Annotated in this window: 13 protein-coding genes and 1 pseudogene; 11 read left to right on the plus strand and 3 right to left on the minus strand. The window is 63.7% G+C overall.

From position 1 onward, the window contains the following. Window positions 1-67 precede the first annotated feature (67 nt). The 10 genes and pseudogenes from frr to lpxB all read left to right on the plus strand — a co-directional run bounded on the left by frr (window position 68) and on the right by lpxB (window position 10531). Window positions 68-622, plus strand: coding sequence for a ribosome recycling factor (frr, locus tag EN874_RS03025; protein ID WP_126089181.1), 555 nt, complete (start codon window positions 68-70; stop codon window positions 620-622). Between the two features lie 20 nt (window positions 623-642). Then, window positions 643-1374: pseudogene (locus tag EN874_RS03030) on the plus strand (isoprenyl transferase); the annotation flags it as partial. A gap of 9 nt (window positions 1375-1383) precedes the next feature. After that, on the plus strand, window positions 1384-2199 hold the full coding sequence (locus EN874_RS03035) for a phosphatidate cytidylyltransferase (RefSeq protein WP_127423998.1): 816 nt from the start codon (window positions 1384-1386) through the stop codon (window positions 2197-2199). 104 nt (window positions 2200-2303) lie between these two features. Then, window positions 2304-3446 carry an RIP metalloprotease RseP gene (gene rseP, locus EN874_RS03040; protein ID WP_127423999.1) on the plus strand — a complete coding sequence of 381 codons (1143 nt, stop codon included), beginning with the start codon at window positions 2304-2306 and terminating at the stop codon, window positions 3444-3446. 218 nt (window positions 3447-3664) lie between these two features. Further along, window positions 3665-6034: an outer membrane protein assembly factor BamA gene (bamA, locus tag EN874_RS03045; RefSeq protein ID WP_127424000.1), complete on the plus strand. Its 2370-nt coding sequence runs from the start codon at window positions 3665-3667 to the stop codon at window positions 6032-6034. Window positions 6035-6109: 75 nt separating this feature from the next. Continuing rightward, window positions 6110-7165, plus strand: a complete 1056-nt coding sequence (gene lpxD / locus EN874_RS03050) for a UDP-3-O-(3-hydroxymyristoyl)glucosamine N-acyltransferase (protein WP_126089186.1) — start codon at window positions 6110-6112, stop codon at window positions 7163-7165. Further along, window positions 7158-7619, plus strand: a complete 462-nt coding sequence (fabZ, locus tag EN874_RS03055; RefSeq protein WP_127424001.1) for a 3-hydroxyacyl-ACP dehydratase FabZ — start codon at window positions 7158-7160, stop codon at window positions 7617-7619. Before lpxD ends, fabZ begins: the two co-directional genes overlap by 8 nt. Before the next feature lie 15 nt (window positions 7620-7634). Then, window positions 7635-8471, plus strand: coding sequence for an acyl-ACP--UDP-N-acetylglucosamine O-acyltransferase (gene lpxA / locus EN874_RS03060; protein WP_127424002.1), 837 nt, complete (start codon window positions 7635-7637; stop codon window positions 8469-8471). After that, window positions 8452-9360 carry an LpxI family protein gene (locus EN874_RS03065; RefSeq protein WP_245513475.1) on the plus strand — a complete coding sequence of 303 codons (909 nt, stop codon included), beginning with the start codon at window positions 8452-8454 and terminating at the stop codon, window positions 9358-9360. The genes lpxA and EN874_RS03065 overlap by 20 nt, the downstream gene beginning before the upstream one ends. After that, on the plus strand, window positions 9350-10531 hold the full coding sequence (gene lpxB, locus EN874_RS03070; protein ID WP_127424003.1) for a lipid-A-disaccharide synthase: 1182 nt from the start codon (window positions 9350-9352) through the stop codon (window positions 10529-10531). Before EN874_RS03065 ends, lpxB begins: the two co-directional genes overlap by 11 nt. Before the next feature lie 74 nt (window positions 10532-10605). On the opposite strand, the gene gltA is transcribed toward lpxB, so the two are convergent. Both gltA and gltX read right to left on the minus strand, forming a co-directional pair. Then, entirely contained in the window at window positions 10606-11934 is a 1329-nt protein-coding gene (gene gltA / locus EN874_RS03075) for a citrate synthase (RefSeq protein WP_127424004.1), read from the minus strand. A 182-nt stretch (window positions 11935-12116) separates the two neighbouring features. After that, window positions 12117-13541 carry a glutamate--tRNA ligase gene (gltX, locus tag EN874_RS03080; RefSeq protein WP_127424005.1) on the minus strand — a complete coding sequence of 475 codons (1425 nt, stop codon included), beginning with the start codon at window positions 13539-13541 and terminating at the stop codon, window positions 12117-12119. A gap of 101 nt (window positions 13542-13642) precedes the next feature. Here gltX and EN874_RS03085 point away from each other — a divergent pair, with 101 nt between their 5' ends. Further along, window positions 13643-16087 (plus strand): ComEC/Rec2 family competence protein, encoded by a 2445-nt coding sequence (locus EN874_RS03085; RefSeq protein WP_127424006.1) that lies wholly within the window; start codon window positions 13643-13645, stop codon window positions 16085-16087. A 4-nt stretch (window positions 16088-16091) separates the two neighbouring features. Here EN874_RS03085 and lexA read toward each other — a convergent pair whose 3' ends face one another. Then, complete coding sequence (lexA, locus tag EN874_RS03090; RefSeq protein ID WP_059188640.1) at window positions 16092-16826, minus strand: transcriptional repressor LexA; 735 nt, start codon at window positions 16824-16826, stop codon at window positions 16092-16094. Between the last annotated feature and the right edge of the window lie 50 nt (window positions 16827-16876).

Consider the following 16876-nt stretch of genomic DNA (forward strand, 5'->3'; position numbering starts at 1 on the left):
GATTGCCGGTTCCGGACGAGACTAGAAGACAAGCAGTGAACCCGGCGAACGGGTCGAGGAGATGATCATGAGTGGCGAGTATGACGATCTCAAGCGGCGTATGGACGGGGCTGTCGCGGCCTTCAAGCACGATCTCGCTTCGCTGCGCACCGGCCGCGCGTCCAGCAACCTGCTCGACGCCGTCCAGGTCCAGGCCTATGGCACGACTATGCCGATCAACCAGGTTGCCAATGTGACGGTGCCGGAGCCGCGCATGATTTCGGTCTCGGTCTGGGACAAGTCGATGGTCAGCGCCGTCGACCGGGCCATCCGCGAGGCCAATCTTGGTTTCAATCCGATCGTCGACGGCACCAATCTGAGGATTCCTCTGCCCGAGCTCAACGAGCAGCGCCGCAAGGAACTGGTCAAGATCTCGCATGGCTATGCCGAGAACGCCCGCGTCGCGGTGCGTCATGTGCGCCGTGATGGCATGGATTTCCTCAAAAAGTCGGAAAAGGACGGTACGATCAGCGAGGACGATCATCGCAAGCGGTCCGACCAGGTTCAGAAGCTGACCGACGAGATGATCAGCACCATCGATCACCTGCTTTCCGATAAGGAAGCTGAAATCATGCAGGTTTAGGGTCGACTTCTCACCGGCTCGAAAGCGAGACCATGGCAACGCCCGCGCATGTCGCGATCATCATGGATGGAAATGGACGCTGGGCCAAGGCTCGCGGCCTGCCGCGGCTTGCCGGCCATCGCGCCGGCGTCGAGGCCCTGCGCAAGACGGTGCGCGCCGCACCCCAGCTCGGCATCTCCTACCTGACGGTCTACGCCTTCTCCTCGGAAAACTGGTCGCGGCCGAAATCCGAAGTCAGTGACCTGATGGGTCTCTTGAAGCTCTTCATCCGTCGCGATCTCGCCGAGCTGCACCAGAACGGCGTGCGGGTGCGGGTGATCGGCGACAGGGAAGGGTTGCAGCCGGACATCAGCGGGCTGCTGCAGGAGGCCGAATCGCTGACCGCGGCGAACGAGGCGCTGACGCTGGTCATCGCCTTCAACTATGGCGGCCGCGACGAGATCGTGCGCACCGCGCGCAAGCTCGCCGCCGCCGTGGCGCGCGGCGAGATGACAAGCGACGCGATCACGATGGAGAGCTTTGCCGATTCGCTCGACACCATAGGCATTCCCGATCCCGATCTGGTGATCCGCACCAGCGGCGAACTGCGGCTGTCGAACTTCCTCTTGTGGCAGGCTGCCTACAGCGAGCTCGTCTTCCTGCCCTGCTACTGGCCGGACTTCAGCCGGGAGCATCTCGCCGACGCGCTGCGCGATTTTGCCGGCCGGGAACGCCGCTTCGGCGGGCTCGCCGCCCGCGACGTCGCCTTGTAGCCGGCGTCCATGAGCAATCTCCAGCAGCGCGTCATCTCGGCCATCGTGATGGCGGCGGTCACGCTTGGGCTCACCTGGCTCGGCGGACTGCCGTTCCGGCTGTTTGGCGCGGCGATCGCGGCGCTGATCTTCTACGAATGGACGCGGATGTCGCGTCATGGCAACGGCGCGACCCTTGGCTTTCTACCGGAAGCGCTGGTTCTGGTCTTCATCGGCGCGCTGATCGCCGGCCTGCCGGCGCTGTGGCTCCTGCTTCTGGTCGCAGCTCTCGCTGCAATCACCGCCGTCGCCGCTCGGCTGAAGGGCGCGGCACAATGGGAGGCATCGGGGTTGGTCTACGCGGCTTTGTCCGGCCTTTCGCTCGCCTATCTGCGCGACGATGGCCATTCCGGCCTGATCGCGATTCTTTTCCTGTTCGCCGTGGTCTGGGCGACCGACATAGCGGCTTATTTCGTCGGCCGCGCGGTCGGCGGGCCGAAGCTCGCGCCGTCGATCTCGCCCGGCAAGACGCAGAGCGGCGCGCTTGGCGGCGCTGTCGGCGGCGTTATCGCCGGCCTGCTGCTGGCAATCGCGTCCGGAGCCGGCAATCTCGTGATGCTTGGCCTTGTCGCCCTGGCACTCTCGATCGTGTCGCAGATCGGCGACCTGTTCGAATCCTGGGTCAAGCGTCGGCACGGCTGCAAGGATTCGAGCAATCTGATTCCTGGGCATGGCGGTGTCATGGATAGGGTCGACGGGCTTGTCGCGGCGGCTTTCACCCTGTACGTCATCGGTTGGATTGCGGCGGGCGCCGATCATCCGGCAATGGGGCTGTTTCCGAACTGAATGGGCGTCGCCGGTGGGCGAAAAACGACGCGTGCCACGGATTCGCCCGGATTGATGCCACAGTCGCGGCGGACGGTCGCGCTGGGCGAATTTGAGGGCATGACTTGAACGAGATTCTTCACGCGCTCTTCAGCACGCAAGGCTTTGTCCTCGGCACCCTGGTGCCGTTCCTGTTCGTGCTTACCGTCGTGGTGTTCGTCCATGAGATGGGCCATTACCTCATCGGCCGCTGGTGCGGCATCGGGGTGAAGGCTTTTGCCGTCGGCTTCGGTCCGGAACTCTTTGGTTTCAACGACCGCCACGGCACCCGCTGGAAGCTTTGCGCCATCCCGCTCGGCGGCTACGTCAAATTCGTCGGCGACATGAATGCGTCATCGAGCCAGCCGAGCGCCGAAGACCTCGAATCGCTGACCGAGGCCGAGCGCGAGGTCGCCTTCCACACCCAGCCGATCTGGAAACGCGCGGCGACCGTGGTTGCCGGACCGCTGTTCAATTTCCTGCTGACGATCGCCGTGTTCGCAGTGCTGTTTTCGCTCTACGGCCGTCCGGTCATGGAGCCGATGGTGGCCGAAGTCACCGCCGGCAGCCCGGCGGCGCGGGCAGGCATCCAGCCAGGCGACCGATTCGTCAAAGTCGACGGCAGCAAGGTGGAGACCTTCGCCGACGTTCAGCGCCTGGTCTCGGGCCGCGCCGGCGACGCCATCACTTTCATCATGTTGCGCGACGGCAAGGAAATCACGGTCACGGCGACGCCGGAGCCGATTGAGCAGCAGGATGCGCTGGGCAACAAGGTCAAGGTGGCGATCATCGGTGTTGCCAACAACGCCGAGCTCGGGCAGCCGCGACTGGTCTCCTACACGCCCGCGGGCGCACTGGCGGCGGCTGTCGAGGAAACCGGGCATGTCATCGAGCGCACCGGCCAGTTCCTGAAGCGCTTTGTCGTTGGGCGCGAAGACAAATGCGCGCTGGGCGGACCGATCAAGATCGCAAAAATGTCGGGTCAGGCGGCCAAACTCGGCTTCGAGTGGCTGGTGCAACTTGTTGCATTCCTGTCAGTCGGGATAGGAATTCTCAATCTGCTGCCGATTCCCCCTCTCGACGGAGGTCACCTCTTGTTCTACGGCGTGGAGGCCGTCATAAGGCGGCCCGTGTCGGAGCGAATGATGGAGATGGCCTACCGGGCCGGGCTCTTTCTGGTGCTCGGATTCATGGGCTTCGTTTTTTGGAATGATCTGTTTGGGTGCTGAAATCATGAAGAAATTTGGCTTCGGCCCCGGCCACATTGAGACGCCGTTTACCATGCGTGGGGATATGCGTGACACGAAAGCCACGCAACAGGGTTAAGTAAATACAAATTAACCGGGAGCCTTGCGTGTAGGGGAAATCCGGTTAATACGGTAAGGGAAAATACCGCACGTCCGGTTTTCTCGCCGTGGGGACTACGAGAAAAAGGTACAAAAGCCCGATGAAGGCAGCATCCAAGTTTCTGAGCGCCGCGTCCGCGGCGGCTTTGTCCGCCGCCCTGGTTTTGCCAGGCGCGCTCGCAGTGCAGTTCGTTGCCACATCGGTAGCCGAAGCAGCAGTGGTCAGCAGGGTCGAGGTCAGCGGCAACCAGCGTGTCGATGCCGAAACCATCCGCAATTACATCTCGATCAAGCCGGGCAAGGCGTTTTCGAGCGCCGATATCGACAGCGCCGTGAAGGCTCTGTTCGGCACCGGGCTATTCTCGGACGTCCAGATCAATCAGGTCGGCTCGACCCTGGTCGTCAAGGTTTCCGAATACAAGGTCGTCAACCAGGTCCTGTTCCAGGGCAACAAGAAGCTTAAGGACAACGCGCTCCAGGCTGCCGTCCAGCTGAAGCCGCGCGCCACCTTCTCGCAGCAGGCGCTCGACGCCGACGTCGAGGCGGTCAAGGCTGCCTATCGGCGCATCGGTCGCGACGACGCCGCCGTGACCACCCAGATCATGGATCTCGGCGACAACCGCGTGAACGTTGTCTTCAACATCAACGAAGGCGGCCGTACCCAGATTGCCGCCATCAATTTCGTCGGCAACAGCGCGTATTCCAGCCGCCGGTTGTCGGATGTGATCAACACCAAGCGTTCGTCCTGGCTTTCGTTCGTGTTGCGCGACGACGTGTATGACGAGGACAAGCTGCGCGCCGACCAGGAGTTGCTGCGCCGCTTCTACTACAATCACGGCTATGCCGACTTCCAGGTTGTTTCCGCTGTCGGCGAGCTCGACGACACCACCAACAAATACACGGTCACGATCACCGTTCAGGAAGGCGAGCGCTACACCTTTGGTGACATCAGCGTCGAGAGCACCATCCCCGAGGTCGACTCCAAGTCGCTGGAATCGGTGGTCGAGACCCACAAGGGCGACGTCTACAACGCCAAGGATGTCGAGGACTCGATTGTCGCGCTGACGGAGAAGGTCGCCGGTTCTGGCTACGCCTTTGCCCAGGTGACGCCGCGCGGCGACCGCAATTTCGAGAATCACACGATCTCGGTCGTCTACACCATCGACCAGGGCACCAAGGCCTATATCGAGCGCATCGAAATCCGCGGCAACGATCGCACGCGCGACTATGTCATCCGTCGCGAATTCGACGTCAGCGAAGGCGACGCCTTCAACCAGGTTCTCATCCAGCGTGCGAAGAAGCGGCTGGAAGCGCTGGATTACTTTGAGAAAGTCGACATCTCGACTGTTCCTGGGTCGGCTCCCGACCAGGTCGTCCTGGTGGTCGACGTGGTCGAGAAGTCGACCGGCGAGTTCTCGGTTGGCGCCGGCTATTCGACCGGCGGCGATACGCCGGGTCCATCCGTCGAAGGTTCGATCACCGAGCGCAACTTCCTCGGCCGCGGCCAGTACATCAAGTTGTCGGCCGGCGGCGGCAAACATTCGCGTGACTACGCGCTCTCCTTCACCGAGCCGTATTTCCTCGGCCGGCGTATCGCCGCGGGCTTCGACATCTACAAGTCGACCCGTGAGTACAATCACTACGACACCGACGTCACCGGCGCGACCATTCGCTTCGGTCTGCCCATCACCGACAGCATCTCGACGCAGCTGGCGTACAATATCTCGCAGGAGAAGTATTCGCTGGCCGATGGCTGCTTGACTAACGGGGTTTACGACCCGGCCAAGTGCACCATCTCCCCGGCGATACGGGACGGCGTTGCCGAAAGCCCTTGGGTCAAGTCTTCGGTCAGCCTCGGCCTGGTCTACAACACCATCGACGACATGAAGAACCCGCATGAGGGTCTCTACATCACCGGCACGACCGAAGTTGCTGGTCTCGGCGGTGACGCCAAGTGGGTGAAGCTGACCGGGCGCGCAAGCGTGTACCAGACCTTGTCCGAGCAACTCGACCTGGTCGGCCTGGTGTCGGGTGGTGCTGGCTATATCGCGGGCTACGGCGATGGCGATCTGCGCATCTTCGACCACTTCCAGAGCAACGACCGCATGATCCGCGGTTTCGCCTATGGCGGCATTGGTCCGATTGCCAGCGACAACAGCGGCGACCATCTCGGCGGCACGACCTATTTCAATGCATCTGCGGAAGCCCAGTTCCCGCTGCCGGTCATTCCGGAAAGCTTCGGCTTGCGCGGCGCGGTGTTCGCCGACGCGGCAACGCTCTACGGCAACAAGCTTGATCCGAGCCTGGTAAAGGCTGGATCGGCGGACCTGCATTTGCGCGCTTCGGTCGGCGTCGGCCTGATGTGGGCTTCGCCGTTCGGCCCGATCCGCATCGACTATGCGATCCCGGTCGAGAAGCAGCCGGGCGACGACGTGCAGGAATTCAACTTCGGCATAGCGACCCGTTTCTAATCCGCGGGTTACAATGCTTCCGGGCCTGACGGCCCGGAAGAGGCTGATCCGACCGAGCTGGATACTATTTGTGGAATGACCGATCCGGTGTTCTTCGCGCCTTCACGCCGGTATACGGCTGGCGAGGTCGCGAATCTGACCGGCGCCAATCTCCTCGATACCTCGCAGGCCGAGATCGCCATCGAAGCGCTGGCGCCCGCCAATGAGGGCGGTGATGGGGCGCTGGTCTTTGTCGACGGCAAGCGCAATTTCGCTTTGATGCAATCGCTCAAGGCGGCTGCCGTGCTGTGCCCTGCCGACTTTGCCAACAGAGCGCCGCAGGGAATCGCCGTGCTGGTGCATCCGCGCCCGCAGCAGGCTTTCGCCATGGTCGGGCGGCTGCTCTTTCCGCAGGCGGCCACGCCGGGGCCGATGACCGGCGAAACTGGTATTTCGCCGCAAGCGCATATCGATCCGTCCGCGCATGTCGAAAGCGGAGCGATCGTGGAGGCAGGCGCCGTGATCGGTCCCGGTGCAGCCATAGGCGCCGGCACGGTCATTGCGCCCCATGCCGTCATTGGCCGCTCCTGCAAGATAGGCCGCGACGGTTACGTCGGGCCGGGCGCCAGCATCCAATATGCGCTGATCGGCAATCGCGTCATCATTCATGGCGGCGCAAGGATCGGCCAGGACGGGTTCGGCTTCGTGGGCGGTGCCAAGGGACCCGAACGCGTGCCGCAGATCGGTCGCGTCATCATCCAGGACGACGTCGAGATCGGCTCCAACTCGACCGTCGATCGCGGCGCGATGTCGGACACCGTCATCGGACAAGGCACCAAGATCGACAATCTGGTGCAGATCGCCCACAATGTTCGCATCGGCCGCAATTGCATTATAGCCGGGCTTTCGGGTATTTCCGGTTCCGTCGTCGTGGGCGACAACGTCACCATGGGTGGCGGTGTCGGCCTTGCCGACCATTTGACCATCGGTCCGGGAGCCAAGCTTGCTGCGAGAAGTGGATTCATGAGCAACGTGCCGGCAGGCGAGGTCTGGGGAGGTTATCCGGCGCAGCCGATGGCGGAAGCCATGCGCGAGATCGCGATGCTGCGCAGGCTGGCCAGGACGCGCAAGCAGGGCGACGGAAATGGCTGACATGGTGGCGACGACACTCGAGGCGGTCGACATAATGGGGCTCATGAAGCTCCTGCCGCACCGTTATCCGTTCCTGCTGATCGACCGCATCGTCGACATCGACGGCAACGACTCCGCCGTGGGCATCAAGAATGTGACGATCAACGAACCGCACTTCCAGGGCCATTTCCCGGAGCAGCCGGTGATGCCGGGCGTGCTCATCGTCGAGGCCATGGCGCAGACGGCCGGCGCGATCTGCATCCGCAGCCTCAACACGGAAAAGCCGTCGCTGGTCTATTTCCTGACCATCGACAACGCGAAATTCCGCAAACCGGTCGTTCCAGGCGACCAGCTGAAGATCCACGTCAAGAAAATAAAGATGCGCGGCAACCTGCTCAAATTCGCCTGCGAAGCCATGGTGGATGGCGCCAAGGCGGCGGAAGCCGAAATCTCGGCTATGATGGTTACCGGCTGACGGTTCGAAATGCTCATGAAAATCCAGACATCGATCCATCCTTCCTCGATCATCGAAGAAGGGGCGCAACTCGGCGAAGGCGTCCGCATCGGACCATTCTGCCACGTGAGCGCCGACGCGGTGATCGGCGACCGGGTCGAACTGGTCAGCCACGTCTCGGTGATGGGCGCGACCACCATCGGTGCCGCGACCAAGGTCTATCCGATGGCGATCCTGGGCGGCCCGCCGCAGAACACAAAGCATAAGGGCGGGCGTACCACGCTGGTCATCGGCGAGAACTGCACGATCCGCGAAGGCGTCACCATGCATCTCGGCACGGATTCCAGCCGCGGCGAGACGACCGTGGGCGACAACGGCAATTTCCTTGCCTATGCCCACATCGCCCATGATTGTGTCGTCGGCAGGAACGCCACTTTTGCCAATGGAGCAACGCTCGGCGGACATTGCGAAATCGGCGACAACGTCTATATCGGCGGCCTCAGCGCCGTTCATCAATTCGTGCGCGTCGGCGACAATGCCTTTCTCGGCGGGTGCTCGGCTTTTGTCGGCGACGTCATTCCTTACGCCATCGCCGCCGGCAACCGCGCCAGCTTGCGTGGCCTCAACATCATCGGCCTGAAGCGCTCCGGTCTGCCGCGCGCCGAAATCTATTTATTGCGCCGGGCTTACAGGATGATCTTCGACCGCTCCCGCACCGTTGCCGAGAATGTCGAAATCGCCAAGACGGAATTCGCCTCATCGCCAACGGCCATGAAGATCATCGATTTCATCACCAGCCGCGGCAAGCGGCACTATGCCGTTCCGTCGCTCAAGGGTGGCGGCGACGATGACGATGGCGATGACGAGGGCTGATCCGGCGGGATCAGCGCTTGAACTTGCGCCGGGCTCCAGGGTCGGGATCATCGCCGGTGGCGGCAGCCTGCCGGTGGAAGTTGCCGATGGTCTCGCCGGGCACGGCTATCCGCCCTTCGTCCTGTTGATGGAGGGTGAGGCTGACCGCAAGCAACAGCTCGGCCGATACGAGCACGTCACCATGGCGCTCGAGCAGATCGGCTCTCTGGTGTCCACACTGAAACGCCACGGTGTGACCCATCTGGTGCTTGCCGGCGAAATCAAGCGCAGGCCAAGGCTTAGCAACATGCGTCCCAGTCTCGGGTTGTTGGCGATCGTACCGTCGGTGATCGCTGCACTGGCGCGCGGCGACGATGGGCTTTTGAAGGTTCTGACGCGGGGCCTCGAAAAGCGGGGCATCAAAGTCGTCGGCGCGCATGAGGTCGTGCCCGAACTGACGGCCGGTGAAGGCACGTTGACGGCGACCCGGCCAAGCAAGTCCGACTGGCGCGATATCGAGGCGGGCCGTGCGGCCGCCAAGGCCATCGGCGCGCTCGACATCGGCCAGGCGGCGATCGCGATCGCAGGTCGGGTCATCGCGCTGGAAGGCATCGAAGGCACCAACGGCCTGCTCGAAAGGGCACGCGACTTGCGCGGGCACGGCAGGCTCGCCGGGGAGACGCGCGGCGTTCTCGTCAAATGTGCCAAGCCGGGCCAGGAATTGCGCGCCGACCTGCCTTCGATAGGGCCGCAGACGGTCGAGGCGGCACATGCCGCCGGCCTTGCCGGCATAGCCGTCGAAGCCGGCCGCTCGCTAATCCTCGAAGGCCCGACAACACTGGCGCGAGCCAATGCGCTTGGCTTGTTCATCGTCGGGCTCCCGGCAACGGGGTCGGCTGATGGCAGGTGAGAAGCCGCTCAAGATCGCAATCGTCGCCGGTGAGGAATCCGGCGACCTGCTCGGCGCTGACATCGTGCGCGCACTGGAGAGGACGACCGGCCGCAAGATCCGGCTCGTCGGCATTGGCGGCCGGCATCTGCAGGAACTGGGGCTGACACCGCTTTTCGACGGCAGCGAGATCGCGCTGATGGGCTTCAGCGCTGTCTTGCGCGATCTGCCGCGGCTGATGCGCCGGATCAGCCAGACGGCCGCCACCGTTGCGGCCGAGCGGCCGGATTGCCTGGTTACCATCGACAGTCCAGACTTTTCGTTGCGTGTCGCCAAAAAGGTCCGCGCTACGGCACCCGCCATCCCGATCGTCCACTATGTCTGTCCGAGCGTGTGGGCATGGCGGCCGGGCAGGGCGGTGGCGATGAAGCCTTATGTCGACCACATCCTCTGCATCCTGCCTTTCGAGGTGAAGGCGCTCGCTCGTCTTGGCGGGCCGCCCGGCACCTATGTCGGCCATCGGCTGACACAGGATCCCGGGGTGCTCGGCGCCGCCAAGGCGCAGAGCTTGCCTCGCGACCTGTCGGAGGATCGCGTCAAGACCTTGCTTGTGCTGCCGGGCTCGCGCCGCGGCGAGGTGCGCCGGCTGATCGAGCCGTTCGGCAAGACGATGTCGGTTCTGCGCCAGCGTGGCCACCGGTTACGCCTGCTACTGCCGACGGTGCCGCATGTCGCCGACTTGGTGAAAACGTCGGTCGCGACGTGGGACGAGAAACCCGAGATCATCACCGAACCGGAGCGCAAATGGCAGTCTTTCGGCAAGGCCGATGCGGCTTTGATCGCGTCCGGAACGGTTTCGCTGGAGCTGGCGCTTTCCGACGTCCCGATGGTCTCCAGCTACAAGCTCGACCCGATCGCCAGACAGTTGGCGCAGCATTTCGTGACGACGTGGTCGGCGCTGCTGCCCAACCTGATCGCCGATCGCGCTCTGGTGCCGGAGTTCTACGACCAGTATGTCAGGCCGGAGAACCTGGCGCGCCAGCTGGAAGCCCTGTTTGCCGACACCGGCATGCGCGCCTGGCAGAAAGCGGGCTTCGCCGAGATAGCCAGGCGCATGGCGACCGAGAGGCCCTCCGGCGAAATCGCCGCGGAGGTCGTGATGGGATGCATCAAGAGAGCGAATAGGGAGTAGCGAATAGCGAGTAGAGGTTGGGATGCCGCCCCGGTCTTCTTTCCCTATTCGCCACTCGCTATTTCGCTATCAAATCACCGCTTCGCAATCGGCACGTAGTCCCGTTCCGTTGCGCCGGTGTAGAGCTGGCGCGGGCGGCCAATCTTCTGGTGCGGATCCTCGATCATTTCCTTCCACTGCGCGATCCAGCCGACGGTGCGGGCAACCGCGAACAGCACCGTGAACATGGTGGTGGGGAAGCCCAGCGCCTTCAGCGTGATGCCGGAATAGAAGTCGACATTGGGATAGAGCTTCTTGGCGATGAAATACTCGTCGGTCAGTGCGATCTTCTCCAGCTCCATCGCGATGTCGAGCAGCGGATCATCCTTGATGCCGAGCTCGCCCAGCACCTCATGCGCCGTCTTCTGCATGATCTTGGCGCGCGGATCGTAGTTCTTGTAGACGCGGTGGCCGAAACCCATCAGGCGGAACGGATCGTTCTTGTCCTTGGCGCGGTCGATGAACTCCGGGATGTGGTCGACATGGCCGATCTCGCCCAGCATGTTGAGCGCCGCCTCGTTGGCGCCGCCATGCGCCGGACCCCACAGGCAGGCGATGCCGGCGGCGATGCAGGCGAACGGATTGGCGCCCGAAGAACCTGCAAGCCGGACGGTCGATGTCGATGCGTTCTGCTCGTGGTCGGCGTGCAGGATGAAGATGCGCTCCATGGCGCGCGCCAGCACCGGATTGATCTTGTACTCCTCGCACGGCACGGCAAAGCACATGTGCAGGAAGTTCGCCGCGAAGCCCAGATCGTTCTTCGGGTAAATGAAAGGCTGGCCGATGTGGTATTTATAGGCCATCGCCGCGATCGTCGGCATCTTGGCGATCAGGCGCATCGAGGCGACCATGCGCTGGTAGGGGTCAGAGATGTCTGTCGAGTCGTGATAGAAGGCCGAGAGCGCGCCGACCACGCCGCACATGACGGCCATCGGATGCGCGTCGCGCCGGAAGCCGGTGAAGAAGCGCGACATCTGCTCATGCACCATGGTGTGGCGCGTCACGCGGTAGTCGAAGTCGTCCTTCTGCGCCTTGGTCGGCAATTCGCCGTAGAGCAGGAGGTAGCAGACCTCGAGGAAGTCGCCGTGCTCGGCAAGCTGGTCGATCGGATAGCCGCGATGAAGCAAGATGCCGGCGTCGCCGTCGATGAAGGTGATCGCCGACTCGCAGCTCGCCGTCGAGGTGAAGCCTGGATCGTAGGTGAACGCCCCGGTGGTGCTGTAAAGCGCGCCGATGTCGATAACGTCAGGCCCGGTCGAGCCGCTTCGCACCTTGAATTCGTGGGTCTTGCCGGCGAGTTCGAGCTTGGCGGTCGACTCATGCGCCTTGCCGCCCGATTCCAGTTTTGTCGCAGCTTCGCTCATTCTCAAACTCCTTTATGTTTCCTCATGCCGGCAAGGCAATTCCTGCAAACGACACGTCGAAATCACCGGAATGCGCGAACTTACCACCGCATTTTAGGAGGTGCGTGCCAGATTGGGCCAAGGCCTAATGTTGCACTGCGAAACACACCTTTCAATGCCAATCTTTTTGGGCCAGTTCGCTCCTAATCGATTTGATCTCCAATCCGCGCCAGGGCCTCCTCGCGTCCCAACACGGCAAGCACGTCGAAGACGCCAGGCGAGGTGCTGCGGCCGGTGAGCGCGGCTCTCAGCGGTTGCGCCACGGCGCCAAGCTTGTGTCCGCCGGCCTGGGCAAAGTCACGAATTGCGGCTTCCGCGGCCGCGGCGCTCCATTCGCCGGAAACCGCGGCGAGCGCGGCATGAGCACCGCGCAAAGTGGCGCGCGCCTCACCGCCGAGCAACCCAGCGGCCTTCTCGTCGAGCTGCAGGGGGCGTTCTGCGAACAGGAAAGCGGCTCCATCCATGAGTTCGACCAGCGTCTTTGCCCGCTCCTTGAGGCCGGGCATGGCGGCCAGCAGCTGCGCCTTGCGCCTGTCGTCGAGCTTTGCCGCGAGCGCCGGGCCTCCTTGGAGATGGGGCAAGGTGGCGACGAACACGTCGACGAGGGCCTTGTCGTCCATCTGGCGCATATGCACGCCGTTCAGCGCCTCGAGCTTGGCGAAGTCGAAACGCGCGGCGCCCTTGTTGACGTCGCCGATATCGAACCAGGAGATCATGTCCCTGATCGACATCACCTCGTCGTCGCCATGGCTCCAGCCGAGCCTCGCCAGATAGTTGAGCAGGGCCTCCGGCAGATAGCCCATCGCGCGATAGGCCTCGACGCCGAGCGCGCCGTGGCGCTTCGACAGCTTGGCGCCGTCGGCGCCGTGGATCAGCGGGATGTGCGACATCGACGGCACGGTCCAGCCCATGGCGTTGTAGATCACGGTCTGGCGCGCGGCGTTGGTCAGATGGTCGTCGCCACGGATAATGTGGGTGACGCCCATGTCATGGTCGTCGACGACCACGGCATGCATGTAGGTCGGGTTGCCGTCCGAGCGCAGGATGATGAAGTCGTCGAGATCCTTGTTCGGGAAGCGCACCTCGCCCTGCACGCGGTCATGCACGATCGTCTCGCCTTCGGTCGGCGCCTTGATGCGGATCGCCCCCTTCACGCCCGCAGGCGCCTCGGACGGATCGCGGTCGCGCCACTGGCCGTTGTAGCGCGGCGGCATGCCCTTGGCCCGCGCCGCCTCGCGCATGGCATCGAGTTCCGCCGGCGTCTCGTAGGCGTAATAGGCCTTGCCCAGGCGCACGAGCTCCTCGGCGACCTCGCGGTGGCGCGGCGCGCGCTCGAACTGGGAGACGGCGTCGCCGTCCCAGGAAAGGCCAAGCCAGGTCAGTCCGTCCAGGATGGCGGCTGTCGCAGCCTCGGTGGAGCGCTCGCGATCGGTGTCCTCGATGCGCAGCAGCATCGTGCCGCCGGTGTGCCTGGCGTAGAGCCAGTTGAACAGCGCCGTCCGCGCCCCGCCGATGTGCAGGTAGCCGGTGGGCGAGGGGGCAAAGCGGGTGACGACCTTGTCGGACATGGAACTCTCGAAGAAGCACTGAAACGGGCGTGATTGCGCGGGCTTTCGCGCAGGTGGCGTTCATGTAGCATAGGAGGTCTGGGGCGCAAGGGGCAGACCCGATGGCTGGACGTGGCCGGGGCGAGGAGGAGGGCGAAGGGACGACGGCTGGCGTCAGCGAGCGCTTGCTGTTTGCCGGCGCCTTGCCTGCCGAAGCGATGCCGGTCCTGCTCCCGGAGCGGCACCTGCCTGTGGACGTTCCATCGCCCGACGGCACCCCCGCCCGCCCGACGTCTCCGCCGGCAGCCATCGACCGGATCCGCCGGCAGTTCCGCAGCGCTTCGTTTTCCGTGTTTCGCCGGGGCGTCGCCGTCGCGGCCGCTACCGAACTCGACCGCGGCGTCGGCTTCCTGCTGGTGCCGGTGTTGCTGGCCGCCGGCGTGATCCTCTATTTTTCCTTGAATGCCGAGCCGGACCTCTACAGGCCGCTGGCGGCGGCCACGCTGATGGCTGTCTGCGTGGCGGTCTCGCGCTCCTGGCCGAAGACGCATCTCGTCTTCATGGCGGCGCTGTTTTGCGCCTTGGGCTTCGTCGCCGCGAAGGTCGAGACATGGCGCGTCGCAACACCTATGCTCGGCTCCGAAATCCAGACGCGGCTGACCGGGCGCGTCGTCGTCGCCGAGGAGATGGCCAATGGGCGGGTGCGGCTGACCATCGATCTCGTGTCGACCGCGCATCCGACGCTGCGCTACGCGCCGGACCGCGTCAGGCTCTCGGCGCGCAGGACGCCGCCGGACATGAAGGCTGGATCGCTGGTGACGGGCTATGCGCGGCTTTTGCCGCCGAGAGGCCCGGTCCGCCCCGAGAGTTATGATTTTTCCTTCGACAGCTATTTTTCCGGCATCGGCGGCAGCGGCTTTTTCCTAGGCGATCCGAAAGTCCTTCCGGCAACTGCCCCGCCGGCAGAGACGAGCATCGCCTCGGCGATTGAGAACGCGCGCGAGAACATCGCCGACCACATCCGAAACACCATCGGCGGGTCCGAAGGCGAAATCGCCGCGGCGTTGATTGTCGGCGTTCGCGCCGGCATTCCCGAAGACATCAACGAAGCGATGCGGCGCACCGGCATCTATCACATCATCTCAATCTCCGGCCTGCACATGGCGCTGGTCGCCGGCACGATCATGTTCCTGCTGCGCGGCGCCTTTGCGCTGTTTCCGGATTTCTCGTCGCGCCGGCCGGTGAAGAAATACGCCGCGGCGATCGCGCTTGCCTCGATCGCGGCTTACCTCGTCATCTCCGGCATCGTGGTGGCGGCCGAGCGGAGTTTCATCATGCTCGCCGTGATGCTGGTCGCCGTGCTCTTCGACCGCGCGGCGCTGACGATGCGCAATTTGGCGATCTCGGCCATCGCCGTCATCCTTGTCTCGCCGCACGAAGTGGTCGGTCCGAGCTTCCAGATGTCCTTCGCGGCCACCGCCGCCCTGGTCGGCGCCTATGCCGGCTTTGCCGACTATCGCGCCGGCAAAGCGATCGTGCCGCCGGCAAAGCGCTCCTTCCTCGGGTTCTTGTCGCGAAAACTGGCGGTCGGCGTGGGTGGCGCCGCTGTAACCTCGCTCATCGCGGGCAGCGCGACACTACTGTTTGCGATCTGGCACTTCCAGCGCGTCTCGCCGCTCAGTCTGCTCGCCAATCTGGCGGTGATGCCGATCGTTTCGCTGCTCGTCATGCCGTTCGCCGTGCTGAGCGCGTTGGCGATGCCGTTCGGCTTCGACGGTCCGTTCCTCTACGTGATGGGCAAGGGCCTGACCGCGATGATTGCCATTTCGGCATGGATTTCCGAGCGCTCGCCTGTCGATGCCGTGGGATTGATCTCGATCCAATCGGTGCTGCTGGCGACGATCGCGCTGGTCATCGCGACCATGGCCACCACCTGGCTCAGATTGGCAGCCGTGCCGTTCGCGCTTGCTGCCCTGCTCACCATTCCGCATGTCCGCACGCCGGATGTGTTGATCTCGGAGGACGCGCATCTGGTGGCAATGCCGATCGGCGGCGGCGAGCTCGCTATCAACCGCGAACGCTCCAACGAGTTCACCACCGACAACTGGAAGCGCGCGCTGAAAGCCGAGGAAATCGTGCCGCCGGAGACATTCGCCAAAGGCGCGCTGGATATTGCCGATCCCGTCGACCTGCCGCCGGGATCGCCATTCTATTGCACCGGCGATCTCTGCATCGGCCGGCATCCTACCGGCGCGATCGTCGCGCTTGCCGAAAACCGCGACAGCGCCAGGCCGGCCTGCGGCTATGCCGACCTCATCGTCATCAACGACGCCACGGCCTACAATCCTTGCCGCGATCCACGCATTCTTGTCGTCACCAAACGCCAACTTGCTCGCGATGGAAGCGCTGCCGTCTTCTTCGATCCGCAATCGGCGACGGCGCAACCTGTCATTCAATACGCCGTCGAGAAGTCCTATCGCCCCTGGCACGAACAGCGGAGCTACTCGCGAGAGGCGAGGGGCCTGGCGCCTTACAAGCGGCCCGAAAAGCCAGAGGCAAAGCCATAGCCGCTCAGTAGCGGCGAATGAGCCCGACCAATTTGCCCTGCACCTTAACCCTGTCCGGCCCGAAGATGCGGGTCTCATAGGCGGGATTGGCGGCCTCGAGCGCGATCGAGGCACCCTTGCGGCGGAAGCGCTTCAGCGTCGCTTCCTCGTCGTCGACAAGAGCCACCACGATCTCACCCGGGCTTGCCGTGTTGGCGTTGCGGATGATGACCGTATCGCCGTCGAAGATACCGGCCTCGATCATCGAGTCGCCCTTGACTTCCAGGGCATAATGCTCGCCGCCCGCGATCATGTCCGGCGGCACTGTGATCGAATGCGTCTGATGCTGGATGGCATCGATCGGCACACCGGCGGCGATGCGACCCATGACCGGAATGGATACGGCCGAAACGGCATCGTCATCATTGCTGGGCGTAGGCGTGCGCGAGGGCGCCGCAGGCTTGATCTGCCGGCCGAGATTGCCTTGGCCGCCCTGGATGACGCTTGGCGAGAATCTCTTCGCGGCATTGAGGCCGGGCGCGATCGAATCGGGCAGCCTCAGGACTTCCAGGGCACGCGCCCGGTTCGGCAGCCGGCGAATGAAACCGCGCTCTTCCAGCGCCGTGATCAGGCGATGGATGCCCGACTTCGAGGCAAGGTCGAGCGCTTCCTTCATCTCGTCGAAAGACGGCGGAATGCCGCTTTCCTTGAGCCGTTCATGGATGAACATCAGGAGTTCATGTTGTTTGCGCGTCAGCATGGCGGCCCCCATGGGTTCTGAAACCAGAATCAGAAAAACAAACCCAGAAC

Source organism: Mesorhizobium sp. M1D.F.Ca.ET.231.01.1.1, assembly GCF_003999155.2.
Classification (GTDB): Bacteria; Pseudomonadota; Alphaproteobacteria; order Rhizobiales; family Rhizobiaceae; genus Mesorhizobium.